Source organism: Lactobacillus kitasatonis DSM 16761 = JCM 1039 (assembly GCF_000615285.1).
In the GTDB taxonomy this organism is placed as follows: Bacteria; Bacillota; Bacilli; order Lactobacillales; family Lactobacillaceae; genus Lactobacillus; species Lactobacillus kitasatonis.
Genome location: NZ_BALU01000003.1, coordinates 65,426 through 87,927 on the forward strand (window position 1 = coordinate 65,426; position 22,502 = coordinate 87,927).

28 protein-coding genes and 6 pseudogenes are annotated in these 22,502 nt (G+C 34.5%); 26 read left to right on the forward strand and 8 right to left on the reverse strand.

Annotated features, from left to right (window positions below; all coding sequences use genetic code 11):
• Positions 1–140: 140 nt before the first annotated feature.
• A complete protein-coding gene (locus JCM1039_RS11890; RefSeq protein ID WP_081775137.1) occupies positions 141–1,088 on the forward strand; it encodes an Abi family protein in 948 nt (315 codons plus the stop codon).
• A gap of 147 nt (positions 1,089–1,235) precedes the next feature.
• Here JCM1039_RS11890 and JCM1039_RS02760 read toward each other — a convergent pair.
• From JCM1039_RS02760 to JCM1039_RS11895, 4 genes and pseudogenes are all read right to left on the reverse strand, one after another.
• Positions 1,236–2,336, reverse strand: a pseudogene (locus tag JCM1039_RS02760) (IS3 family transposase).
• Positions 2,337–2,456: 120 nt separating this feature from the next.
• Entirely contained in the window at positions 2,457–3,665 is a 1,209-nt protein-coding gene (locus JCM1039_RS02770) for a mucin-binding protein (RefSeq protein ID WP_025014562.1), read from the reverse strand.
• Positions 3,605–4,438, reverse strand: a complete 834-nt coding sequence (locus JCM1039_RS02775) for a YSIRK-type signal peptide-containing protein (protein ID WP_025014563.1) — start codon at positions 4,436–4,438, stop codon at positions 3,605–3,607. The genes JCM1039_RS02770 and JCM1039_RS02775 overlap by 61 nt, the downstream gene beginning before the upstream one ends.
• A 193-nt stretch (positions 4,439–4,631) precedes the next feature.
• A pseudogene (locus tag JCM1039_RS11895) lies at positions 4,632–4,751 on the reverse strand (IS256 family transposase); the annotation flags it as partial.
• Between the two features lie 687 nt (positions 4,752–5,438).
• Here JCM1039_RS11895 and JCM1039_RS02785 point away from each other — a divergent pair.
• From JCM1039_RS02785 to JCM1039_RS12535, 4 genes are all read left to right on the forward strand, one after another.
• On the forward strand, positions 5,439–6,986 hold the full coding sequence (locus tag JCM1039_RS02785) for a multicopper oxidase family protein (protein ID WP_025014565.1): 1,548 nt from the start codon (positions 5,439–5,441) through the stop codon (positions 6,984–6,986).
• Positions 6,983–7,153: a hypothetical protein gene (locus JCM1039_RS12365; RefSeq protein WP_167330317.1), complete on the forward strand. Its 171-nt coding sequence runs from the start codon at positions 6,983–6,985 to the stop codon at positions 7,151–7,153. The genes JCM1039_RS02785 and JCM1039_RS12365 overlap by 4 nt, the downstream gene beginning before the upstream one ends.
• A 153-nt stretch (positions 7,154–7,306) precedes the next feature.
• Positions 7,307–7,588 (forward strand): type II toxin-antitoxin system RelB/DinJ family antitoxin, encoded by a 282-nt coding sequence (locus JCM1039_RS02795; RefSeq protein ID WP_244438033.1) that lies wholly within the window; start codon positions 7,307–7,309, stop codon positions 7,586–7,588.
• The gene (locus tag JCM1039_RS12535) at positions 7,578–7,739 is read left to right on the forward strand and encodes a type II toxin-antitoxin system RelE/ParE family toxin (protein WP_236692615.1); all 162 of its coding nucleotides are present in this window, start codon (positions 7,578–7,580) and stop codon (positions 7,737–7,739) included. Before JCM1039_RS02795 ends, JCM1039_RS12535 begins: the two co-directional genes overlap by 11 nt.
• 96 nt (positions 7,740–7,835) lie before the next feature.
• Here JCM1039_RS12535 and JCM1039_RS10455 read toward each other — a convergent pair whose 3' ends face one another.
• Entirely contained in the window at positions 7,836–8,255 is a 420-nt protein-coding gene (locus tag JCM1039_RS10455) for a TraX family protein (RefSeq protein ID WP_162148739.1), read from the reverse strand.
• A gap of 187 nt (positions 8,256–8,442) precedes the next feature.
• On the opposite strand from JCM1039_RS10455, the pseudogene JCM1039_RS11905 reads away from it, so the two are divergent.
• The 11 genes and pseudogenes from JCM1039_RS11905 to JCM1039_RS12420 all read left to right on the forward strand — a co-directional run.
• A pseudogene (locus tag JCM1039_RS11905) lies at positions 8,443–8,685 on the forward strand (amino acid ABC transporter ATP-binding protein); the annotation flags it as partial.
• A gap of 12 nt (positions 8,686–8,697) precedes the next feature.
• Positions 8,698–9,171, forward strand: a pseudogene (locus tag JCM1039_RS10465) (transporter substrate-binding domain-containing protein); the annotation flags it as partial.
• A gap of 69 nt (positions 9,172–9,240) precedes the next feature.
• Positions 9,241–9,664, forward strand: a pseudogene (locus JCM1039_RS10470) (histidine phosphatase family protein).
• Between the two features lie 139 nt (positions 9,665–9,803).
• Positions 9,804–10,181: a hypothetical protein gene (locus tag JCM1039_RS02825; protein ID WP_025014568.1), complete on the forward strand. Its 378-nt coding sequence runs from the start codon at positions 9,804–9,806 to the stop codon at positions 10,179–10,181.
• A 143-nt stretch (positions 10,182–10,324) separates the two neighbouring features.
• Positions 10,325–10,993 (forward strand): type 1 glutamine amidotransferase, encoded by a 669-nt coding sequence (locus JCM1039_RS02830; protein WP_025014569.1) that lies wholly within the window; start codon positions 10,325–10,327, stop codon positions 10,991–10,993.
• Positions 10,994–11,033: 40 nt separating this feature from the next.
• Entirely contained in the window at positions 11,034–11,294 is a 261-nt protein-coding gene (locus tag JCM1039_RS12135) for an NAD(+)/NADH kinase (RefSeq protein WP_236692616.1), read from the forward strand.
• 28 nt (positions 11,295–11,322) lie between these two features.
• Positions 11,323–11,502 (forward strand): annotated as a pseudogene (locus tag JCM1039_RS12960) (NAD kinase); the annotation flags it as partial.
• Between the two features lie 50 nt (positions 11,503–11,552).
• Positions 11,553–11,741, forward strand: a complete 189-nt coding sequence (locus JCM1039_RS12540; protein ID WP_025014570.1) for a diacylglycerol kinase catalytic domain-containing protein — start codon at positions 11,553–11,555, stop codon at positions 11,739–11,741.
• 57 nt (positions 11,742–11,798) lie between these two features.
• A complete protein-coding gene (locus JCM1039_RS02845) occupies positions 11,799–12,422 on the forward strand; it encodes an NUDIX hydrolase N-terminal domain-containing protein (RefSeq protein WP_025014571.1) in 624 nt (207 codons plus the stop codon).
• A 218-nt stretch (positions 12,423–12,640) separates the two neighbouring features.
• On the forward strand, positions 12,641–13,015 hold the full coding sequence (locus JCM1039_RS02855; RefSeq protein WP_025014572.1) for a hypothetical protein: 375 nt from the start codon (positions 12,641–12,643) through the stop codon (positions 13,013–13,015).
• Positions 13,016–13,159: 144 nt separating this feature from the next.
• Positions 13,160–13,423: an AAA family ATPase gene (locus JCM1039_RS12420; protein WP_025014573.1), complete on the forward strand. Its 264-nt coding sequence runs from the start codon at positions 13,160–13,162 to the stop codon at positions 13,421–13,423.
• 293 nt (positions 13,424–13,716) lie between these two features.
• Here JCM1039_RS12420 and JCM1039_RS02865 read toward each other — a convergent pair whose 3' ends face one another.
• Positions 13,717–14,274 (reverse strand): GNAT family N-acetyltransferase, encoded by a 558-nt coding sequence (locus tag JCM1039_RS02865; RefSeq protein WP_025014574.1) that lies wholly within the window; start codon positions 14,272–14,274, stop codon positions 13,717–13,719.
• Entirely contained in the window at positions 14,275–14,712 is a 438-nt protein-coding gene (locus JCM1039_RS10480; RefSeq protein ID WP_155831097.1) for a hypothetical protein, read from the reverse strand. It abuts the gene before it with no gap.
• 127 nt (positions 14,713–14,839) lie between these two features.
• Here JCM1039_RS10480 and JCM1039_RS02875 point away from each other — a divergent pair, with 127 nt between their 5' ends.
• The 10 genes from JCM1039_RS02875 to JCM1039_RS02925 all read left to right on the forward strand — a co-directional run bounded on the left by JCM1039_RS02875 (position 14,840) and on the right by JCM1039_RS02925 (position 22,098).
• On the forward strand, positions 14,840–15,319 hold the full coding sequence (locus JCM1039_RS02875) for a GNAT family N-acetyltransferase (RefSeq protein WP_025014575.1): 480 nt from the start codon (positions 14,840–14,842) through the stop codon (positions 15,317–15,319).
• Between the two features lie 18 nt (positions 15,320–15,337).
• A complete protein-coding gene (locus JCM1039_RS02880; protein ID WP_025014576.1) occupies positions 15,338–15,697 on the forward strand; it encodes a DUF6176 family protein in 360 nt (119 codons plus the stop codon).
• Between the two features lie 5 nt (positions 15,698–15,702).
• Complete coding sequence (locus JCM1039_RS02885; protein ID WP_025014577.1) at positions 15,703–16,218, forward strand: GNAT family N-acetyltransferase; 516 nt, start codon at positions 15,703–15,705, stop codon at positions 16,216–16,218.
• Positions 16,219–16,252: 34 nt separating this feature from the next.
• Positions 16,253–16,744 (forward strand): kinase, encoded by a 492-nt coding sequence (locus JCM1039_RS10485; RefSeq protein ID WP_034532906.1) that lies wholly within the window; start codon positions 16,253–16,255, stop codon positions 16,742–16,744.
• Positions 16,745–16,748: 4 nt separating this feature from the next.
• Positions 16,749–17,570 (forward strand): protein kinase family protein, encoded by an 822-nt coding sequence (locus JCM1039_RS02895; protein WP_025014578.1) that lies wholly within the window; start codon positions 16,749–16,751, stop codon positions 17,568–17,570.
• On the forward strand, positions 17,571–18,035 hold the full coding sequence (locus JCM1039_RS02900; RefSeq protein WP_025014579.1) for an NUDIX hydrolase: 465 nt from the start codon (positions 17,571–17,573) through the stop codon (positions 18,033–18,035).
• 9 nt (positions 18,036–18,044) lie between these two features.
• Positions 18,045–18,806, forward strand: a complete 762-nt coding sequence (locus JCM1039_RS02905; protein WP_025014580.1) for a nucleoside phosphorylase — start codon at positions 18,045–18,047, stop codon at positions 18,804–18,806.
• Between the two features lie 61 nt (positions 18,807–18,867).
• A complete protein-coding gene (locus tag JCM1039_RS02910; RefSeq protein ID WP_025014581.1) occupies positions 18,868–19,464 on the forward strand; it encodes a histidine phosphatase family protein in 597 nt (198 codons plus the stop codon).
• A gap of 29 nt (positions 19,465–19,493) precedes the next feature.
• Positions 19,494–20,255 carry a nucleoside phosphorylase gene (locus tag JCM1039_RS02915; protein ID WP_025014582.1) on the forward strand — a complete coding sequence of 254 codons (762 nt, stop codon included), beginning with the start codon at positions 19,494–19,496 and terminating at the stop codon, positions 20,253–20,255.
• 649 nt (positions 20,256–20,904) lie between these two features.
• On the forward strand, positions 20,905–22,098 hold the full coding sequence (locus tag JCM1039_RS02925) for an SLAP domain-containing protein (protein WP_025014583.1): 1,194 nt from the start codon (positions 20,905–20,907) through the stop codon (positions 22,096–22,098).
• 125 nt (positions 22,099–22,223) lie between these two features.
• Here JCM1039_RS02925 and JCM1039_RS02930 read toward each other — a convergent pair whose 3' ends face one another.
• Positions 22,224–22,457, reverse strand: a complete 234-nt coding sequence (locus JCM1039_RS02930) for a hypothetical protein (protein ID WP_025014584.1) — start codon at positions 22,455–22,457, stop codon at positions 22,224–22,226.
• Positions 22,458–22,502 lie beyond the last annotated feature (45 nt).

Consider the following 22,502-nt stretch of genomic DNA (forward strand, 5'->3'; position numbering starts at 1 on the left):
TTGTATAACCTATTTTCTTCATTATAAATCTCGCTAAAGTCGCAGTAATGCTATGTTACTGCGACTTTTTTGTTAGTAATTATAAAAGAAGGTATAGTAAATAATATAAAAATCGTTCTTTGCAAGAGGAGATGAAAGTAATGACTAAATCAAACAATGATTTTGAAGATATAACTAGATTGCGCATGGATTTTTGCCGTGAGTTTGGAGTAACGATTAATGATGAAGAATATTTTATCGATAAAGTCCCAACTTGTGGCTACCGTGAAATTATTTATCAGTATCTTGACCATTTTATTGAAAACGATAGCGAGAAGGTTAGACTAAATACAACTTTTGAAGAAATATATGCTTTTTATCAACTAGATCAGAATTTAAAAAATGAAGCATTAATTGATCTACAGCTATTCGAGCAAACATTTAAAGCCGCACTAATAGATGTAATGGAATTGTACGTAGCGCAACTAAAAGCTAAAAAGTTCAATTTTTATCAAGAGTCTAGATTAAAACTCGAGGATCTTTTAAAAGAAAAATATGTTATGCAGACGGGAAGAGTAATCAGACGTGGTGAATTAAGAAGTAGAATTCGTCGAATTAAAGAAAATTATCTTGAACCGTTCGATGGATATAATTACTTGTACAGTAATGAAATTACCACATGGGTTCTAATAAAAGAAATGTCATTTGGCGTTGCTTGCAACCTTTTCTTTTTGTTGCACCATAAACAGCAAGCAATAATTTTAAAGCGAGTTTTTAAGAATGACTTGTCACTTGCTGATTTTCAAAAGGTCATCGAGTCCATGCGATATTTCAGGAATCGTGTCGCACACAATTATTCACTGCTGATAATAAAGAATAGTGATGATGAATTTTTATACAATACAGTGTACAAATCACTTTTACGTTTAAAAAATCAAGAACCGGCAAGACGTATGAAGAGCAATTTTAAAGATATTATCAATAAGTATTTGAAAGAATATCCTAAAGAAAAGAATTATTTGCCATCTTTAGATCAATTAAAATTGTCAGATTTACTAAAAGACGATGCCTATCAAAATGGCTGCGTCGATTGGAATGCACGAGGTTAATGCATCAATTATCAGTTGTTTGTGCTTAATTATTTTTTATAAAAAAGCATAAACATTAAGCCTACAAGAATTGCACTAAAAAACGTCAATTGATGAAGTAAACCGTAGAAGTGTAGTGACCCAAGAAAATTGGACACTTTATTGATATTAAGCTACTAAGGATTGATTCCGATATTGTATTTGAGTCAGTCCTTTTAGTTTTTCCTTTGTTCTTTCTGTATTGTAATAGTGAATGTATTTGATGATTGCTTGTTCAAGTTCATCAATATTAGCGTAAGTAGACTCTTTACCGTAGAACATTTCTCTTTTTAGAATGCCAAAGAACCCTTCCATTAGATCATCATCTGGAGAACAACCTTTACGAGACATGCTTTGTTCAATACCATGATTAATTAAAGCTTGTTGGTATTCCCTGTGTTGATATTGCCAACCACGATCACTATGGAAAATTAAACCATTAAGTGCTGGATTATCTTTGAAAGCATCATCTAGCATTGTCATAACCTGTTTTAAATTAGGGCTGCGTGAGATATTGAAAGCTAAGATATCACGTCCACAGCCATCAATAATTGGTGAGAGATACAATTTCTTACCTCTAAGATTAAATTCAGTGATATCTGTGTACCATAGCCGATTAGGTCTAATACTAAAAAATTGTCGTTTAACTAAATCTGGTTTGATTCTATCCCTTTCTTCGCCCTTGTAGCTGTAATATTTTCTTTTACTCTTAATTGAATAGCCAAATAGCTTAAACTTGCGCATTAAACGACTGACTGTTTTACGACTAACTTTAAGCCCTTCATTGTGTAAATGATCTGTAACCATACGGTAACCAGGAGCAACGTATCTGCTAGCAATTTCCGTGTAGATAGCTTTAATACGTTCAATCATATCATGATGCTTCAAGTCATCATAATCATCGAGTTTAAGGATGTCATAATAATTGCTTCTAGATAAGTATCGAATTCAATCGATTAACATACTTTTACTTGGTAATCCTAAGTCTAGTGATACAACATAAGCAGCTTCACCATTTAAAAGGGCACGTTTAATGGCCTCTTCCGTGAATTCTTTAGTATAGGAAGTATAGCCTTTATCTAGATTAGAAATATCATGCTTATTAATTAAGGCGACTAAATAACTAATTCCAGCTATATTAACATTATATTTTTTACTTAAGTAAGTAGTACCTTTTAATTTCCACTCTTCAAAAATGTGAAGTTTATCTTCTTTAGATAATTTAGCCATAGTAAACCCCCGAAATTCATGTCCGAATTTCGGGGGTCACTACAGATTCATATTTGGATCTTTCGGTTTACATATATTAATGGTTAGATATTAGTTTATTTTAAAAATTTACGAATCTTATTAATGCTTGCGAACAAATGCCCATACTCCAAGAAGAGAAGTTAAAATCAATCCAAAAATTGAGTAAATTACACTTGATTTATTACCTGTTTGTGGCAATTTTTCTTGTGAATCTGTAGTAGCGTCTACTTCGTCTTCAACTTTTGAACCGCTGGCAAGTTCATTAGATATGTTGTTTTTTACATTAATAGTTGGAGTAGGAGGATCTGTTGGATGAACTGGAGTAGTCGAGGTAGAAGGATCCGTTGGTGTAACCGGAGTAGTTGAAGTAGAAGGATCTGTTGGATCAACTGGAGTGGTTGGAGTAGAAGGATCCGTTGGGTCGACTGGAGTAGCTGGAAGAACTGGTACATCAGCTCTGTAGTAAATATCGACAACAGCATCCAAACTTTCAGAAGTTACCTCAACTGCATCAACGGAAGTAGGAAGGGCAGTGTAACCATCTAGTTCAGGAGCAGTGAAAGCTTCCCATATTCCAGTAGTCCAAGGACCATACTTTTTAGTATAACTACCAACAACACTAGTGTAAGTCCGCTCTAGAGTAACAGGTTGCTTAGTAGTTTGTACTTCACCACTAGGTAAGTGAACATTGATTGTCCTAGTGATAGTCTTTTCTTCTTTGCCACTAACAATAGCAGGATCATCAGTTCTGTAGTAAATATCGACAACAGCATCCAAGCTCTCAGAAGTTACTTCAACTGCATCAACAGAAATAGAAAGAGCAGTGTAACCAGCTAATTCAGGAACGGTGAAAGCTTCCCATAAACCCTTAGTCCAATCACTATAAGTTTTTTCGTCACTACCAGCAACGCTAGTGTAGGTCCGCTCTAGAGTAACAGGCTGCGTAGTAGTTTGTACTTCACCATTAGGCAAATGAACATTAATTGTTCTAGTGATGGTCTTTTCTTCCTTACCTTCAATAGGTTTAGTGTAAAAATATTCTTCTTTAATTAATAAAGCCTCGAAGTCATTATCACTTAAATCATAGTTATCCTTGTATTCCTCATCAAACACCTTTGAAAATTTCTCATAGTCAACATCATATTTTGTGTCGTCAGGAAGGGGTACAACTTCCAAACTTTGACGTTGTATAGGATGATGACCATCATATAGATAATCATCGTATGTTGGATCAGTAATATCATTATTCAAAAAATCAGAAATAGATACAGAAATTGCAGGAATAACAGGCGAGTTATATCCTTCCATTGGTGGAGCTTCAAGAGCTCAAACCCGAGCTTCTGCAATTGATTATTCTTGCTCTCATCTGAATTAAAATAAATTGAACCCAAAACTTGGTAAGGTAGAACCACTTCTTTACCATCAGGTTTAATGATAGTTACTTCACGAAAGATTGCATAGTAGTTAGCCTCTGAAGCTCCTGAAGATTCTTCCTTTCTTTCGTCGCTTTCTTTTGGTTGATATTGGGAACCACTAGATTGTGCTTGAATTTGATTTCGTGTCAAAGAAGCCTTGTCATGTGTATCAACTTTTGTGGTAGCGACACTTACTGGAGCACTTGCTTGTACTACTGTTTTATTCTTTAGTGTATCATCTTCATTTTGTTGCTTTGCAGTAGATACAGTTTCTGCAGTATTGGTATTCACAGCATCTTCATTTTCTGGAGTAATTACTTGAGTTTCTTCTGAATCTGAAGTTTCAGTTAAAGTACTATCCTCATTTTGTGCTTCAACAGTATTATTATTTACTAAGCTGACTGTTTCCTCAGTCACAGTTTCTGGCAAATCAGAGTTAGTTTCTTCTCCAACAGTTCTAGCAGTATTATCATCTGAAATCAATTCTATTGCCTTCGAAATGTTTTCAGTCTTCGAATCAAGTTGATCAGAAAATACAGTATTTGTACTATTAATAAACACTATTGTTGTGCCAACTAAAACGGAAACAACGCCAATAGTCAATTTACGGATTGACCATCTTTGTTTGTGATTAGTAGCAAATAACTTATTTCTATTTAATAACATGACATCCACCTCTTTTATCGTGATCTTTTATTCATTGCATAATAATTACTATCTGCTTACTTTAATCATACTGAATTTGTTTATGTTATGTCAAATAACATGCTTGCTGAACTTATTGCCTAATAGACAAATATTACGCAATCGAAACTGTCAAATTTTTTGTGTAAATAGATTTTTCTCGTAGATTGATTTTTTAATCAAAGTAGGCTTCTAAGGTATCCTGAACCTGACCAAAACCTTTGTGGATTCGATTGAAATAGCGTTCGTTGTAGCTCATTGCTTGAATGCCAATAAAAGTATCAAGCGATTGTTTTCGGAATTGTTCTAATAGTGCTTGGATTGATCGAAGTTCGTTCAATCCTTTATTTTGCTTGATATAATTCAAAACGTAAAAAAGTTATTAATGACTCTTTGATTATTTACTCTGGTATAGCTTTTAGCATTTTATTTATTGTCTTTGGCTTGAGTATGATTTTATGCACAACGACAATCACACATTTCAGTCACACCGCTTATGTGGTTATTGGTATTTGCTTGATCATTATTTCAATTTTTGTGTTTGTCCGTGGACGTAAAATTAGTAATAGCCTTAAAAAAGAAGGCGAGACCCACTTCCAAGCAATACAAGCTTATTGGATCGCAGCACTTGTTTTAATTAGTGGGATTGTTAGTTTATTTAGATAAAAAGAAAGTCAGAGCATTCAAAAACTGTTCTGACTTTTTCTTTGCAAAAATTAATAACCAGCAAGCCAAAAAATGATCTCTCAAAAAAATAATTAAATAATTTTTGTTTGCTAATATAAAACATGTTTTTCTTATCTTTTTAAATTTTTTCTCGACAGCGTTTATTTGCACTTGAAGATAAAAATAACGTCAATTCTTCATAAATATGAAAGCGGTATCAATGTTTTAATAACAGTATTTTAAGCCGTTGATTGCATACGAAAATAGTGCTAATTTAGTGCTGATCAGAAATGAAGAAGAACGAGAGGAAAACAAAATGACCAAAATTTATACAGATTACTTCCTTGATGAAGAAGACTTTGACAAAAATCATTTTCGCTACAAAAAGCTCAGCATCCCTGATGGCGTTGAAGCAAAACCTTTAGCGATCCCACCAGTTTTAAAACCAGATAAAGTATCAGGCAACGATGTTTGGTACACGATTGAATCAATCGAAAGCAAAGTTCAATTACTGCCAGGTAAAGCAACTAAGACCTGGGGTTACAATGCACCTATTCTTGGTAAAACAATGGTTTTAAAGAGAGGGCAACATGTTCACGTTAAACTAAAGAACAGTTTACCAGAACTTACTACTTATCACTGGCACGGCATGGAAGTCCCAGGTCCAAACACAGATGGTGGTTGCCACGCACCAGTATATCCAGGTGAAGAAAAAGAGATTGAATTCATTGTTAACCAACCAGCAGCTTTAACTTGGCTTCACGCTCATCCATGTCCATCAACTGCCGCTCAAGTTTGGATGGGCTTAGCAATGGGAGTGGTTGTTACAGATGACCAAGAAGCAAAGCTGCCAATTCCAAAGAACTATGGTGTTGATGAGTTCCCAGTAATTCTGCAAGATCGTACTTACCACAAAGATAATCAACTAGATTATCGTGCTGATTATGATGCAATGGGCATCTTGGGTGAAACTCCATTGATCAATGGTACGATTCGTCCTTATATTGATGTCACTACCCAAAAGGTAAGATTATTATTCTTAGGTGGATCAAATAGACGTGAATGGCGTTTGCACTTTGACGATGATATTGTAATGACGCAAATTGCTGGGGATGATTCCTTCTTACCACATCCAGTTAAAATGACTAAGATCATGGTTACGCCTGGTGAAAGACTTCAAGTGGTAGTTGACTTCTCAGGCTATCATGAAGGTGATGTCGTAAATCTTTATACTGATGACTTTAAACTCATTGAATTTAGAATTCATCATTTTGAAAAAGACGATTCTGTCATTCCTGACACTTTGTTTGAACCCAAATTACCAGAAGTCGATCCAGATTTGCCTGTTCGCAAAGTTACCATGGATGAACACAATATGATGAATAACAAGCAGTTTTCAATGCAAAGAATCGATATGAAGCAAAAGGTAGGGCAAGCTGAATACTGGGATGTAACTAACACTAATACTAAGGAACATGGTATGATTCACCCATTCCACATTCATGGCACCCACTTCACAGTTGTTTCAAGAAATGGACATGAACCATTTCCAAATGAATATGGTTATAAGGACACTATTCCAGTTCGTCCTGGTGAAACGGTTCGCTTAAGAGTCGAATTTCCACTTCTTGGTGTGTTCATGTATCACTGCCACATCATTGAACATGAAGATGCCGGCATGATGGCGCAAATTGAAATCTTTGATTCAGATCATCCTAAGAAATACCACTTAATGGATATGGAGACTTTGACTAAAGCCTTCGCAGAAGAAAAAGGCATTAAGCCAGAGGATGTTTGGATGCCAGGTATGGATACCGAAGGCTGTGGTATGGATGATGCAACAACGGGGGCTAGTCAAAAATGATGTGTGATAATATTTGGGTAAAATTGTTTTTCGTGATTTTATATGCCGCGATGGCATATTTCACTTTCACAGGCAATATGATGATGGGGATGTATTTGATGGCTGGAGGGATGCTATTATCAGCTCTCTTGTCGTTAGTTAGTTCACTTGCTAAATTTAAGAAATAAAAAGGTTGATAGTTAAAATAATAGAAAAGGCATAATTCTTAAAAATGTAAGAATTATGCCCTTTTCTATATAGCAATGGTAAAGAAATAATATAGCTTATTTCTTTACTTTGTTTATTATACAAAATAAAAGTAAGGAGTTGATATTATGACGATGGAAAAAGAAAAGATAAGTCAAGTAAACTTTAAAATGCCAGAGAAAGATAAGAAAGAAGTAACTGCTATATTTAAATATTATGGTTTGGACTTAAGCACAGGAATTAAAATGTATTTGAAAGAAGTTCAGCATACAAAGAGTATTCCTTTAACTTTAAAGCCAGTGACGGAATTAGATAGAGTTATAGTAGAGGCAGATCGTGGTGCCTTTGCAGGCGAGTTTGATTCACTTGAAGATTTTAATGAAGCTTTTGATAAGGAAATAAAGAATGAAAATTAAATACACTCCATCTTTTATTCGATCTGCTAAAAGATACAGTAAGAAAAATTATCCAATGGATGAAGTGAAGAAATGTGTTGCAGCAATTGTCAAGTATGATAAAAAGTTTCTTGTAGAGCATAAAGATCATTCTTTATCAAAAAAATGTTAGAGAATTACATATAGACAGGCAATATAACGATGATTGGTTAATGTATTACCGATTTAATAAAAAAACAAAGCAACTTGAACTTGTTTTACATAATAATTAATATTGTAATTCATATTTGATAAACAAATATCTTAAAATCATCAAAATCCATAAGTGAGCAGGGTAGATGATATAGAAGAAATATTTGGTAATCCAACTCTTTTTACCACGTTGACCATTATAAAGCCAAATAAATGGCAATACAGAGATCATCATCCATTCGCTATCAAAAGTTAATGCAGAGTATAAACCTGTTTTGGTTTGAATTCCTGTCATCACGGCTTTAATGAATAAGAGCAAACACCAAACGAAGATACCGATTGATTGAGACGTAGGCTTGTGATAGCCAAAGTAGAAGATGAGTAGAACCGCCCACAGGTAAATGCCGCCTTCAAAGATTAAACTAGCTGCTAGTAGGACGATCACTAGGATTAAGTAATAGATCTTGTGCTTATTTTCCCTGAATAAATCAAGCACCCACATTACTCCAAGGTACAGAGCTAATGTTTACCAAAATATTATTTCCTTCGAGAATAGAATAAATCGTCATTTTGTGGGTCACTGGATCAACATTATGAAAGGCCAAGTTGATAATTATTTCACCAGCCCAGGTAATCGCTGCAGCTTCAAGTATTCTAATCAGGTATCTCTTTCGACTTGATGTGTGAAAGAATCCCTCGACCTCGAAATGGTTCACGGCGTGCAAGAAATCGTCGGGCATTTATCAAACCGAGACCATATGACCATGATCGTCGTTACTCACCAAATGAATTTTGCTGAGAAAATTGCGGATGAAGTGCTTTTCCTTGAAGATGGCAGAATTTTTGAAGATACACCAGGAAAAGATTTCTTCAAGAATCCACAAACAGCCCGTGCGCGTGAGTTCTTAGATAGTATGGACTTCTAATGGAGGACGCAAATGAAAGGTAAGAATATTTTTAATTGGATCATTAGCGTTCTAGCCATCATTTTAGTCGTCGTTTCTGCTTATTTTGGCTTTACACAAAAAGGACTAAATAGTGGTACTTCAGCTAGTCGCTGGAGTAGTCAAAATGGTGTTTCTGAAATCAAACGTCGTGGTTATATCAGAGTGGCCGTTTTTGGCGACCTGCCACCATATGGTTGGGTTAATTCCGACGGTAAGCGTATAGGTTACGATGTCTACTTGGCTCGCCGTATGGCTAAAGACTTAGGCGTAAAAATCAGATTTGTCCAGGTTAACGCCAACAACCGTGTAGATACCTTGAATTCAAATAAAGCTGATATCGTTTTGGCTAACTTCACAGTTACACTAGAAAGAAAAGAAGTCGTTGACTACGCTAACCCATACATGAAAGTTTCAGTTGGGGTAATTTCACCAAAGAGTGCACAAATTAATTTGGTATATTCCCTTTTTTGTATGGTGTGCTAATCTAATCATAAGAATATTTTGAAAGGAAGACTTATGACTACGATTTATTTAATGCGCCATGGCCAGACTTACTTTAACTTATGGCATAAGATCCAGGGTGGGGTTGATTCGTCTTTGACTGAAAAAGGAATTAACCTAGCAAAAGAAATGGGCCGCTATTTTAATGAAAACAACATTCATTTTGATAAAGCTTATGCATCAACTGCCTTATAAACGTTTAAAGGGATTGAAGGAAGAATACGTCGGTTCATTTGAAACAGAAGATGAGCGTTTGAATCCACCTGTTCCTTATGGTGACTTCTTCGTGAAGTATGGTAGAGAAAGTATAGATCAGGTTCAAAAGAGAATGCTTGATACGATGACGAAGATTGGTAGAGAAAACAAAGAAAATGAAAACGTCCTAGTGGTTTCTCATGCAGGTGCAATCTTTAACTTTCTTGTCGCCGTTGGTATCGATATTGAAAAGGTCTTTTAAATTGGTTTTACCAATGCATCGGTTGCTAAGATTGAGTATAAAGATGATCAATTTAAACAGATTTCAATTATCAATAAAAAGGCCGATCAGTTTGAAGAAACTTAAATTTAATTAATAAAGAGATAAAGGGGATAGAAATATGTTATTGAGTATCTTTAGTGACGGAAATTGGCTTTTCCCACTTTTAGTTCTTTTAGCTTTATTAGGAACTGGAGAATATATAGCTAAAAAGAAAAATATGCCGAAGATCGACAAAATTATCAATATTACTGGCTATGTATTAATGATCGGTTTGCTGATTATCTATTGGATCTTGTATTTTGTTACACCCAAAGATGTATCACTATATAATGTTTTGTTAGTAACGATAATTTACATTTATATTGTCAGTGACAAAGTATTAGAGCATTTCAAAGATCGATTAAAGTCGAAATATGGAAAATTAAAAGTTACAATTTCAACTATTTATATCTTGCTTATTGTTGCACTAATTATAGTCGGTTCTCGCTTTTTTTAGTTGGATCGCATTTTTCTATGGTAAGTTAGATTATTGCAATAAATAAGAATAGACTTGCAAATTATTAGTCACATTTTTTTGTTCCCCGTGTATAATGAACTAAAAATATTATAGTAAAAAGATATCGAAATGAGGGATGGATTTTGAGAATCAACGTTTTACAACATACACCTAATGAAGGTCCAGGTTCAATTGAAAAATGGGCTAATGAACACAACGCCGAATTTTACGTATATCATCCAGCTACTTTTGGCAAGTTACCAACTGCAGATGAAACCGACATGTTGGTAATCTTGGGCGGACCAATGAGTCCTAACGACGACTTCCCATGGATCAAGCAAGAAAGAGAATTAATCAAGGAGTTAGCCAAAGAACACAAACCAATGTTCGGCGCTTGCTTTGGTGCACAACAAATTTCCATGGCCTTTGGCGGTGAAGTTTCAGATGCTAAATACAAGGAAGTAGGTTGGGCTCCTGTATATTTGAAGAATCATGAAATTCCAGGCATCCCTGACAAGTTGACTGCTTTGCACTGGCATCAACAAATGTTTTCAATTCCAGAAGGTGGCAAGTTGTTGTTCTCAAGTGACTTGCTTGAAAACCAAGGCTTTTTATTAGGCGACAACATCGTCGGTTTGCAATTCCACTTTGAACCAATGGAAGACAACTTACGTGAAATTGCCATTAATGATAGTTCATACCCATATGATAACAACGCTTTGAAGCAAAACACTAGTGAGATTATTGCACATGGTGTGCCAGCAGAAAACAGGGATGTAATGTTTGCAATTTTGGATTACATTACTAGATAGTACTTGAAGGAGATATTTTCTATAACTAAAATTGTAATTATTGCGAATAACAGGGAAAAACAGTATTCTCCAAATTGATGATGAAAATCCTGATATAGTTATTGCCATCGGTGGCGATGGAACCTTGATGTCAGCTTTTCATAAGTATTTTGATCAGATCGATCATATTGGTTTTGTTAGTATTCATACTGGTCAGCTAGGTTTTTATACTTGGCATGAATTAACAATTGAGGAAATCATCGAAACTTTGAGCCAAGATAAGATTCCATGGAGAAGAGACTGTCTTAACAGGTTTAAATGAAATTACTTTTAGAAGAAGTATTCAAAATATTAAGGCTGATGTTTTTCTCAACAAACAGCTATTTGAAAGGTTCAATGGTGATGGACTCTGTGTTTCAACTCCAACGGGCTCAACTGCTTATAACAAGTCATTAGGTGGAGCGATTGTTAGTCCGACTTTGAAAGCTATTCAAATGTCAGAAATGTCCTCAATTAATAACCGTGTATATCGGACAATTTCTTCTTCAATCGTAATTGGTGAAAGAGAATCATTGCCGTTGTGCCTGAGCCGGGCCTCGAAGACTATTATTTTATTGGTGCGGATGGTGTTGAATTTAAACATTCTACGCATATTAAAAAAATTAAGTACCAAGTTTCACCTAAAGCTGCTTATTTTGATAACTTTAGAAAACCTGCCTTTTGGCGCAGAGTTCATCAAGCATTTATTGGCCCAGACGATATCGATTAACCGTGGATCTTCTTACTGACAGTAGTAATCTTTAGTATGACAATGAAAGGATTTTTAATGGAAGAAATAGATCAATTCACTAAGTGGGCAACAAATTTGCAGAGTATCGCTCAAGCAGGTTTGCATTACGGTAAGGATGTTTTTGATCGTGAACGTTATGAACAGGTGCGTAAAATTGCCGGTGAGATGATGCAGGCCAAGACTGGCTTGCCAAAAGAACAGATTAAGACTTTGTTCTTAGGGGATGAAGGTTATCAGACTCCCAAGATTGAAACTAGAGCTGCGATTTTTAAGGATGATAAGATTCTTCTAGTCAGAGAAAGAATGGCTCAGGAATGGTCGCTTCCAGGTGGTTGGAATGATTACGATCAAACTACCGCACAAAATTGTGTTAAAGAAGCAAGAGAAGAATCAGGCAGAATTGTTAAGCCAGTTAAACTGATCGCTGTTCAAGATAGAAATCGTCATAATAAACCTGTTTTAGCAACTCATGTGACGAAGGTGTTGTATTTATGTAAGGAAATAAGTGGCGAGTTTGTGCCAAACGATGAAACTGATGCATGTGATTACTTTGCACTAGATAATTTGCCTAAGCTATCACTTGACCGAAATACGAAGGAACAAATCGAACTGTGTTTCAAGGCAAGCAAGGATCCTAATTGGGAGACGGTGTTTGAATAGAGATGAAATGACCCGAAGACGTCGATCTTCGGGCTATTTCTTTTGCATTTTATTTTTGCTATAATTTAGTAGATCAAAACATAAGTTCGGAATCATAAGAGGTGAATTAGATGTATCGTGCAAGGGTGATGGGATTTAACAAAAACAATATGCCAAATGATAATCCACAAAAAATGCCAAGTATAGAAGAGAGCTCTTAAGAAAAGCAATTAAGAGAAATGAAAACAAGAAAAGGGATTCTGATAAGTCGAGAGATTATGATCACCAATTTGGACGAACTAAAGTGGGCAATACAGAAGAAAGTTTTGGTGGTTGGTAATAAGTTCTCGTCTGGATTCTTGGACGAATTGAAGAAGTATTGTCAGGTGCAGGTGATGGATACTTATGAGGACGGGATGCAGCAAATTTTTAGAGATATGCACAAGGCAGACTATGTCTTTTTACTGATAGGCAGCGTCCCACATGCACTTACCGACTATACCAAAAGAACTGATGACTTAAACGAAAATAGTCAAAAGGTGCAGATCTTCGATACACCTGCCAAGTATGATGGCGTTATTCGTTTGCATTATTTGTTCGTGAATTCTAAATAATTTGACTTATAACGTGAATTTAGTCAAAGGTTCTTGTAAATTTATGTTATAAGTGAAAATTACTGTAAAAAGTCGCATAATTATAGTTTATAAAATAAATTTGGGTAAAATGTACTTAAGATTTGTTTTATAAAGGAAACAATTATGCAAAATGAAAACTTATTTAATAGACCTCAATATCTGAAAGAACTAATAGCTTTTAAAGATACAGAATTCATCAAAGTGATTTCATGTGTAAGAAGATCTGGCAAATCATACTTATTAAAACTTTATCGTAATTACTTATTGCAACATGATGTAACTGAAAAACAAATTATTTATCTATCTTTTGAAGATTACCCTATCTGGGTTGTAACCAATGATGACAAGGTTTATCTCAGAGCAGGTAAGGGCAAAGAAAGTAAATGATATCAATCTGGAATTAAGAAAGGCAGAAGCATTGAATTAGATGGTCAAACTTTTGACATTGACTATGTTCCGGTTGATGATCCAGCAGAGATTTCTGCAGTAACTGAAGCATATTTGAAGAAGTACCATGGTCAATATCCAATCGACATGATGATCTCAGATAAATGTGCTGATGCGACAGTTGAATTAAAACTCAAGTAAATGAAAAGACCGTACTTCTTATGAGCTACGGTCTTATTTTATCGTGTTCAAGGAAATAAGGTAGGCAGATATTATTGCATTGTTTTACAATATCAATTTTTATACTGCATATGCCATTCGTCTCGCAAAACTCCATATTTTACACTATCATAGTACTTTCCTTGAAAGTAACGAACCTTTCGAATTTGTGCCTCTTTCTTTAACCCTATTTTTTCAGCGAGATGCATCATTCGCTTATTTCCACTCCAAGTAGTCAAACCAATATGTTCTAATTCGGGATAACAGGTAAAAATCTCGTTTATCCACATTTTAAGAGCTTGAGTTCCTATTCCTCCATGCCAGAAATTTGAATTATAAATTACAATCCCTATCTCAAGCCATCTAGTTGATTTATCAATCCAATTTTTTGAAACTATCCCAATAGCTCTTTTTTCTACGCAGATACATTTACAAGAATCACTTAATAAATACTCTGCAATCGAACCGTGCTCAAAATTCGAAAACGTGGAATAGGGTTTGTAGTCATCAAAATATGGGGCATTCCACTTAGCCCATTCAGGATCCTTACTTGAAAAACCATCTTTCCAAATACTTTTTAAATAATATGAATTAAAAGGTTCTAAAGTTAATAATTTATTCTTCTGTATCATCTATTCTTTACCATATTTAAAAATATAAAAGAGTTGTGTTACTAACGTGATTAGCCAAATTGCTGTTAATGTGCCTGAAATAGCGAAAAGAATATATGAGAACTGTGGTGCCTCTTTTAACTGATGTGAGGCGAAAATCATTAATACAAGACCGCACCAAAAACTCAAGTTACTTAATATATCAAACGATTTAGCCTTGGAATTTGTTTCAATCTTTTTTATTTCGGGATCTTCTTCGATATTGGCATCAGTAGAATTTGTAATTGCATCCCTAAAATAAACATAAGTAGCAATTAACAAAATGATAATTCCCAATATGTTCCAGACAAGAGCTCCATATTCGTGAGCTTGTATCCGCAAATAGGCTACAAATATTAACGCTCCAAGCCCGAGTATTGAAATAATTGCTCCAAGAATATTTTTTATTCTGTTTTTCATTCAACCATCCCCATTTACTATTGTAAAAATATAAAATCATGATAGATTAATATTAAATAAAAAAATGATTAATGTAAATATAAATAAATTAAAAATGTGAGGAACATTTTATTAAGGGGGAGTAAATATGGAATTCAAAAAAATAACTAACGAAAATATCTGGGACGTTGTTAACCTTAAAGTTAAGGAAAATCAAAAAAGATATGTTGCGACTAATACGGTTAGTTTATTGGAATCTTATGCTACACAAAACGAAAATGAAAAAGTTGAAACTTTCGCTGTATACGAAAAAGATACATTAGTTGGATTTACGATGATTAACTTTAATGTATTTGATTGGGAAAGAGCACCAAAAGTAGCCCGTAATAATTATTGTCTATGGAGATTTATGATTGATCAAAGATACCAGGACAAAAGATTAGGCAAAAAGGCATTAAATGAAATTATTAAATACGTAAAAACAATGCCTCTAGGTAAGGGTGGAAAACTATATTTGTCCTACGTACCTGGGAATGACTATGCAGAAAAATTATATAAAGATGCTGGTTTTGTTCCTAACGGGGAAAAAGATGGAGAAGAAATTGTCTTGGTACTGGATTTAGAATAGAAAGAAGTAAAGTAAGTAATGGTTCGAGTTGAGCTAACACGATTTCGAATAAAAAAGGGTAAAGAAGAAAAAGCACAAGAATGGATGGATTTCTTAAACAGTCATCATGAAGATACCGTAGCCACAATGAAAAACGAAGAGATGTATGTCGAAAATGTCTTCAAAGAAGAAAATGCGGACGGCTATACATACTTTTATTGGTATTCAGTACAAGGTGAAAATGGGCAAGTAGTAGAAGAATCAGATAGTTATATTGATAAGAAGCATATTAAATATTGGGATGAGTGTATCGATAATACTTACCGCCCAGTGGATATGGCGTTAGAGGAGAATTTGATTGCTCCTGCGGTTCAAAAGATTATAGGGAAAGAAGGCTAAACATCATGAGGTCATTTACTCTATATAGTTTTAAAGTTAATAAACATTCAATCTCGTTAGTTTTACCTGAAACATGGCAAGCTCCTGCTTTATTTGAACAACTGAAAAAGAATCATAAACAGTTTTCAAAATATTTAAAATGGGCTAATAATATTGATACTGTTCAAAAAGAAGTAAATTCAATTAAAATCTTCCAGCAGAAAATGGTAGATGGTACTAATTTCAATTTAGTAATTTTGATTGATGGCAATCCAGCAGGAATGATTGATTTACATCATTTAACTCATGAGTCTGGTGAAGTAGGATATTGGCTTTCAAGTGATTATCAACACTTAGGAATTATGACTAAATGCGTTGAATTCTTAAGTGATTATTCATTCGTACAATTAAAATTAGAGTATTTACTTTTACGAACAGCACAGGACAACTTAGCCAGTCAAAATGTTGCCTTGCGAACCGGATTTAAGTATGAAAAAGATGATGAGTTAGGTATGAAAGTATTTAAAAAGAGTATTAAGTAATTGGAATGATTGAATTAAGAAGAGGTGTTTCTTTTTGGGTAAATTAATTATCATCAGAGGTAATTCTGGCAGTGGCAAAACTACATTAGCTAAGGAGATTCATAATCGATTGCCTCGAAATACCTTACTCATTCCGCAAGATACAGTTAGACGAGATATGCTTCGCGTCAAGGATGGGAAGAATACTCTCGGTCTGCCGTTATTTAAAGACCTACTTTTTTATGGTTATCATAATTGTGATTATGTAATCTTAGAAGGGATTTTAAACGCTGAATGGTATGAACCATTATTTAAGGAAGCTCAGCATCTTTTCGGTGATGCAATTTATGCATATTATTTTGATATTCCATTTGAAGAAACGATATTGCGTCATAAGCAACGTCATATAAGTTCCTTCGGAGAAAAACAAATGCGCTCTTGGTGGAAAGAAAAAGACTACATTGGTTTCATTCCGGAAACCAAATTTTCCAGTCGAACTAGTTTAATAGAAGAAATTAAAATTATTATGAAAGACATTAGAGAGTAGTGCTATGTTACAAATTATTGATCAGTTAAATCAACGATTACAGGCCGACCTACGACTGATTAATCATGAATCACTTAATAATACCTTTGTAGGTTATAGCCAATTGTTTCAGCAATCCATCTTCGTAAAACAATTTGTAAAAAAGCAGGCTTATTTTACCGAAAAAAACGTTACAAATCAGCTAAACGATAGAGTTCTGACAGGATTTCCACTAAACGATTCATTTATTTTGGTTCTTAAAGATTGGTCACCTAAAGATATAAAGCAGCCGATTAATTCGAAGTTGGTTTTTGAAATGGGAGTGGTATTAGGAGACTTTCATTTAAAAGTTCAACCATTTCCAGGAATCAAAGTTGTTAAGAATCAGTTTGATAATTATCTAGCCGAAATTAATACTTTTTGCGAATCTTCCTATAAGAAACGTTTGAAAGAATTAGTAAATAAGTTTTTACCTTATAAAAATGAAATCCAATCTGAATTATCTGCACATTCCAATTATGTTCTACATGGGGATGTGGGAATCAGAAATTACAAATATATATTTGGCAAGCTAATGCTGATTGATTTTGAAAAAGCTCGTCTTGGACCGGTTTATCAGGATTTTATTAAACTTTTCTATCAAGATTTCGCAATGGACGATAAATTGATTCAAGCGTTTTTAAAAGGATATTCAACTAAAAATAGTGATTATCAATTATCTGAGTTGACGAGACAATATTTAATCTTTACTACTGCCATTGGAATTTTTAACTATACTGAAAAGATTGAAGATATTGCATTCAGAAATATTGGAGAAAAAATGCTGGAAACGATTGAAAAAGAATAAATGGAAAAAGACTATATCAAAAACTTACGGCAAAGGGTAGGACATGAACCACTAATTTTAAATTTCGCCGGTGGAATTTTAGTTAATGAAAAAAATGAGATTTTACTTCAAAAAAGATCTGATTTTAATTCATGGGGACTTCCAGGCGGGGCAATGGAATTTGGTGAGTCTGCGGAAGAAGCATGTGTTCGCGAATTTTTGGAGGAAACAGGCTTAAAAGTAAAAGTTAAATCTTTGTTAGGAGTGTCGACTAACTTTATACAACATTATCCTAATGGGGATGTTGCACAAGCTGTAGTAATTGAATTCATCGTTGAGCTTGTTGAAAAAACGGATAAACAAGTTAGTTCAGAAACATTGGATTTAGGATATTTCTCTAAAGATAATTTGCCTTCTATTTTCAATAAACAACATTTGAATTTTATTAGGCAATATTATAACCGAGATTATCCATTTGTTGAGTGAGGAGTACATATGAAAGAACATCGATATATTTTACAAAAAGATAATGATTCTAAAGTCGTCATTGAAGCAAATTACGAAAATTTACCCTTTAAATTTCATCCTACACTGCTTTTTGCCTTTGTTCCTAAGGAAGATATCGATGATTTTCTGAGAGATAATCCACATAAAGTATTAGGTAGTTACGATACTATTTCTTTTCAACCTAATATCTATGAAATTGAAAGCGATGGTAAATATTTTACTTTATGTCAGGCACCACTTGGGGCATCGGCTGCTACACAGTTGTTAGATTGGTTAATTGCCTATGGCGTTAAAAAGGTTCTGGCCTTTGGCAATGCTGGAGCAATTACTGATCTACCCGAAAATGCGATGTTTATTCCAACTCAAGCTATTAGAGATGAAGGAACTTCCTTTCATTATTTAGAAGATAGTCTAAGAGTTGATCTAAATTCTCAGTTTTTAAGCAGAATAGAAGAACGACTTGACGAACTTGATCTAAAGTATGACAAAATAACGACTTGGACAACAGATGGTTTCTTTAGAGAAACACCTAAGAAGGTTGCACAATTTCGTCAATTAGGTGCCAGTACAGTAGAAATGGAATGTTCTGCATTAGCTGCATGTGCTCAATTTAGAAAAGTGGATTTTGCGCAAATCTTGTTTACTGCGGATACTTTAGCAAATGAAAAAGATTATGATCCACGGGACGGTGGTACAGATTCACATCGTCGAGGATTAGATATTTGTTTTGAAATATTGAAGAGATTATAGTGTAAAGTTCGAATAATGATATAGAATTCTATATTTAATGATGATAAGAGGTGGGTAATCTATGCGATTATTAGTGGTCAGACATGGTCAGAGTGAAGCTGATATATTGAAAGTATGTGAAGGACGAGCAGATTTTTCTTTGACAAAATTAGGACATGAACAGGCAGAAAGTACAGCAGAATATCTTTCTAAGAACTATGAGGTAGACAGAATTTATGCAAGTACCTTAAAACGAGCCATGCAAACTGCAGAACATATATCAAAGAAAACTAATCTTCAAGTTATTCCAGAAGATAAATTGCAGGAGTTTGATAATGGCTTAAGAGCAGGATTGGAATACAAATCGGCTTATGAAAAATACCCTAATATACCTACTGCAATGCATGAATCACACTATCAGCAAGAAAGTAAACTTGAATTTAGAATGAGAGCTGAGTATGTTCTCTCGAAAATCCTTAGTGAAAATGATCCTGCTTCAACAATAGTAATAGTTAGTCATGGTGGAATGATTATGAGGCTATATCAGGCTTTTCTTAAATTACCAGTAGGATCAAATGTTAAGTTGATTACCGGGGATGCAGGAATTCATGACTGGTCAATTGAAGATGGACAAAAGTTTATAAACTATTCTAATTTTTGCCCATTTATATCGAATTAAAGTAAACCACGACACGAGGGGGAGTATGTATGAACAAACAACCATTCATTTTAGACTATGACAAAAATCACCATGCAGTAATTGATCCTGATCATGATCAAGAACCATTTCATTTTCATTCACGCTTACTCTATGCATTCGTGCCAAAAGAAGAGATTAATTCGTTTTTAGGTAAGCATCTTCACCGCACCATGGGGATGTTTGATTCTGTATCTTTTACTCCGAAAGTTTATGAAGTCGAAATTGGCGGTGAGCTTTTCACCCTATGTCAAGCACCATTGGGAGCACCTGCAGCAACTCAACTTCTAGATTGGCTAATTAGTTATGGTGTTAAGGTAATTTTAGCTGTAGGGACTGCAGGCGCATTAGTAGATTTACCAGAAAATGCGATGTTTTTGCCTACGCGAGCTATCCGTGATGAGGGTACATCATTTCATTACATGGAGCCAGGTCAATTTATCAACTTAAACACTCAATTTATTAAAAAAGTAGAAGCACAACTTGATAAGCTAGATCTAGAGTATGATGAAATAACAACTTGGACGACAGATGGGTTCTTCAGAGAAACACCTAAAAAGGTTGCGTACTTTCGTCAACTGGGGGCCAGCGTTGTAGAAATGGAATGCGCTGGGATGGCTGCATGTGCTCAATTTAGAAAAGTTGATTTTGCTCAGCTTTTGTTTACTGCAGACTCGCTTGCTGACATGGATAATTATGATGAACGTGATTGGGGCAGTGAGTCGCACACCGTAGGATTAGAAATTGGGTCTAAAGTTTTGATTCACTTATAAATTTAAAAAGGGAAATCACCTATATGAAGACACAAATGTCGCAGGCAAGAAAGAAAATCCAAAAAGCGGTCATTAAACTGTTAAAAGATAACAATGGCCACCCTCTAAAGGTCAGCATAATTTATGGATGTCAGTAGTCGGAACATTAGGATGGTGGCTATTTTCTTTCGGAAGTGAATTTATTAGTAAAAACTGGCAAAGAATATTTCTTTTTATTTGCATTGCATTTTTAGTTTTTGTTGCTGGATTTTGTGCTTACATAAAATTAAATTCTTAAGAAGACTTTATGTATCGCTTCGTTTGATATGAATGAATATGCGTGAAAAAATAGAAGATTTTTTGATTATATATTCACTTCTATTTATTACTTGATGGATTTAAAAGCGATAAATTTTCAGACATTTTTTCGACCATTAGTATTAACTGTAGCTTACACTGTAGTAGGTTACTGTATAAGTTATGTTTCTGATCACGATAAAAAGAGCAAAAAATAGTAAGTGATAAATTTGTAAAGGTATAAGAAGCTGCCTAAGTTTTAATGAATTGAAATAATATTTTAAGTCGTCATGAAGACGGCTTTTTTAATTGATTTTAAAAAAATGGGGGTGATAATAAAAGTATAACTGTAAATTCACAAAGGATGATTTATATGAAGAAAAACAAACTTATCTTAGCTTCAGTTGCAGCTTTGATGGCTGTAAGTCCAGTGCTTTCATTAAGCTCACAGGCTCACACAGTTCAAGCTGCAGATACCAATGTTACAAATAAGATGATAATGCACACTGCTGTTGCTTATGATAAAGACGGTAACAGCACTGGCGTAAAATATAATGCATTTAGCTATGCTAGATTAGTAGCTAGTCCTGTAAAGATTGGCGATGGCATTTACTACAAAGTTGCCGATAAGGACCAATATTTAAAAGCTACCAATATTGACGGTGTAACTAGAAGAATTACTCATAATACTTACATCTACAGAACTTCTACTCGTCGGACTAGTTACCAAAACAAGTGGAAGTTATACAAGGGCCAAACAATCACTACTTACGGTGGTTCTTACAGATTCAAGAATGGTAAGCACTACTTCAGAGTAGGTGGGCCAGCTAAGCAATATGTTAAATCATACAACTTAGGTCCAGTTATCAAAGCTAATACAGTAATGGCACCAGGTAGTGATAATACATCATCAAATACCACTACCAACAAGCCAACTGACACCACAACAACCAATAATACTCAACCAGTAGGCAAGGATGAAACTACTGTAACAGTAACTGCTAAATCCGCATATCTTTATGTAGAAGTACCAGATAAAGATATGGTGCAGCCTTCTGGAAAGACAGCTAAAATGGGTGATAAATTTGTAGTTGATCGTCTAGAGCAAGGAACACGTGCTGGTACTGGTAGAGATGGTGATGATGATTGGGAATTAGCTATTTATCACATTAAAGGCACTAACTACTGGATTTATAATACCGATGTTAAAGCAGCTAAAAGTATTCCAGTACAAAATTATGCAAAAACAAAAAGCTCACGTATCATATTCACTCAACCAACAGACATTTACCATGCTGATGGCACTGTAATTAACTTTAATGGTGATCGTCCTCGGAAACAATCTGGACGTTTCAAGGTTGATAAATTACTTTATCTTTGGGTTCCAAGTGAAAACAAAGCAGAATTGTTCTATCATTTAGTTGGTAATTCTGTAGAAGGTAGCAAGAGTAGCCTTAACTTTACTGACGGTTATGTAAAAGCTAGTGATGTTAAATTTGACACTGATAGTGTTGCTTTAACACCATCAAACACAGATGCTGAAGCAGAAGCTGCCGCAAAGAAGTAAATATAATATAAAATCTCGAATAAGCGTGAAGAGTCTGACAATGTTCAGGCTCTTTTTGCTAGGGAAAGAAAAATGCCGATGACCTTCACAAAAAAAGATCATCGGTATTTTGATATCTATTATCTTTACATCATCTTATGCTTTTTCATTCGTTCTTCGAAGATACCGTTGATTAAGTCAGTCATTTCTTGCTTTTGACTTTCAGTTGGCTCGCCATCTTCAAATGCCTTGTATAAATCCACATGTTCACGAGCAATCAACTTGCAGGTGCTTTCAGTAGCATGCTTTCTAAAGATCTTTGGAATCTTCTTCAAATATTCTGGTTTTACTAAAGCGATAATTTGTTCGTTTGCTGTCATCTCGTATCCCTCCACACAAAATATAAGAGTTATTTTAAGCTTAAA

What these genes read in the sequence shown, in the direction of transcription:
- JCM1039_RS02875 (WP_025014575.1), top strand. Translation starts at nt 14,840, where the DNA reads ATGGAATTCAAAAAAATAACTAACGAAAATATCTGGGACGTTGTTAAC.
- JCM1039_RS12420 (WP_025014573.1), top strand. Translation starts at nt 13,160, where the DNA reads ATGCAAAATGAAAACTTATTTAATAGACCTCAATATCTGAAAGAACTA.
- JCM1039_RS12365 (WP_167330317.1), top strand. Translation starts at nt 6,983, where the DNA reads ATGATGTGTGATAATATTTGGGTAAAATTGTTTTTCGTGATTTTATAT.
- JCM1039_RS02880 (WP_025014576.1), top strand. Translation starts at nt 15,338, where the DNA reads ATGGTTCGAGTTGAGCTAACACGATTTCGAATAAAAAAGGGTAAAGAA.
- JCM1039_RS02885 (WP_025014577.1), top strand. Translation starts at nt 15,703, where the DNA reads ATGAGGTCATTTACTCTATATAGTTTTAAAGTTAATAAACATTCAATC.
- JCM1039_RS12535 (WP_236692615.1), top strand. Translation starts at nt 7,578, where the DNA reads ATGAAAATTAAATACACTCCATCTTTTATTCGATCTGCTAAAAGATAC.
- JCM1039_RS02925 (WP_025014583.1), top strand. Translation starts at nt 20,905, where the DNA reads ATGAAGAAAAACAAACTTATCTTAGCTTCAGTTGCAGCTTTGATGGCT.
- JCM1039_RS02825 (WP_025014568.1), top strand. Translation starts at nt 9,804, where the DNA reads ATGTTATTGAGTATCTTTAGTGACGGAAATTGGCTTTTCCCACTTTTA.
- JCM1039_RS02855 (WP_025014572.1), top strand. Translation starts at nt 12,641, where the DNA reads ATGAAAACAAGAAAAGGGATTCTGATAAGTCGAGAGATTATGATCACC.
- JCM1039_RS10480 (WP_155831097.1), bottom strand. Translation starts at nt 14,712, where the DNA reads ATGAAAAACAGAATAAAAAATATTCTTGGAGCAATTATTTCAATACTC.
- JCM1039_RS02865 (WP_025014574.1), bottom strand. Translation starts at nt 14,274, where the DNA reads ATGATACAGAAGAATAAATTATTAACTTTAGAACCTTTTAATTCATAT.
- JCM1039_RS02785 (WP_025014565.1), top strand. Translation starts at nt 5,439, where the DNA reads ATGACCAAAATTTATACAGATTACTTCCTTGATGAAGAAGACTTTGAC.
- JCM1039_RS02910 (WP_025014581.1), top strand. Translation starts at nt 18,868, where the DNA reads ATGCGATTATTAGTGGTCAGACATGGTCAGAGTGAAGCTGATATATTG.
- JCM1039_RS02795 (WP_244438033.1), top strand. Translation starts at nt 7,307, where the DNA reads ATGGAAAAAGAAAAGATAAGTCAAGTAAACTTTAAAATGCCAGAGAAA.
- JCM1039_RS02845 (WP_025014571.1), top strand. Translation starts at nt 11,799, where the DNA reads ATGGAAGAAATAGATCAATTCACTAAGTGGGCAACAAATTTGCAGAGT.
- JCM1039_RS02775 (WP_025014563.1), bottom strand. Translation starts at nt 4,438, where the DNA reads ATGTTATTAAATAGAAATAAGTTATTTGCTACTAATCACAAACAAAGA.
- JCM1039_RS02930 (WP_025014584.1), bottom strand. Translation starts at nt 22,457, where the DNA reads ATGACAGCAAACGAACAAATTATCGCTTTAGTAAAACCAGAATATTTG.
- JCM1039_RS02900 (WP_025014579.1), top strand. Translation starts at nt 17,571, where the DNA reads ATGGAAAAAGACTATATCAAAAACTTACGGCAAAGGGTAGGACATGAA.
- JCM1039_RS02770 (WP_025014562.1), bottom strand. Translation starts at nt 3,665, where the DNA reads ATGGAAGGATATAACTCGCCTGTTATTCCTGCAATTTCTGTATCTATT.
- JCM1039_RS02905 (WP_025014580.1), top strand. Translation starts at nt 18,045, where the DNA reads ATGAAAGAACATCGATATATTTTACAAAAAGATAATGATTCTAAAGTC.
- JCM1039_RS11890 (WP_081775137.1), top strand. Translation starts at nt 141, where the DNA reads ATGACTAAATCAAACAATGATTTTGAAGATATAACTAGATTGCGCATG.
- JCM1039_RS02915 (WP_025014582.1), top strand. Translation starts at nt 19,494, where the DNA reads ATGAACAAACAACCATTCATTTTAGACTATGACAAAAATCACCATGCA.
- JCM1039_RS02895 (WP_025014578.1), top strand. Translation starts at nt 16,749, where the DNA reads ATGTTACAAATTATTGATCAGTTAAATCAACGATTACAGGCCGACCTA.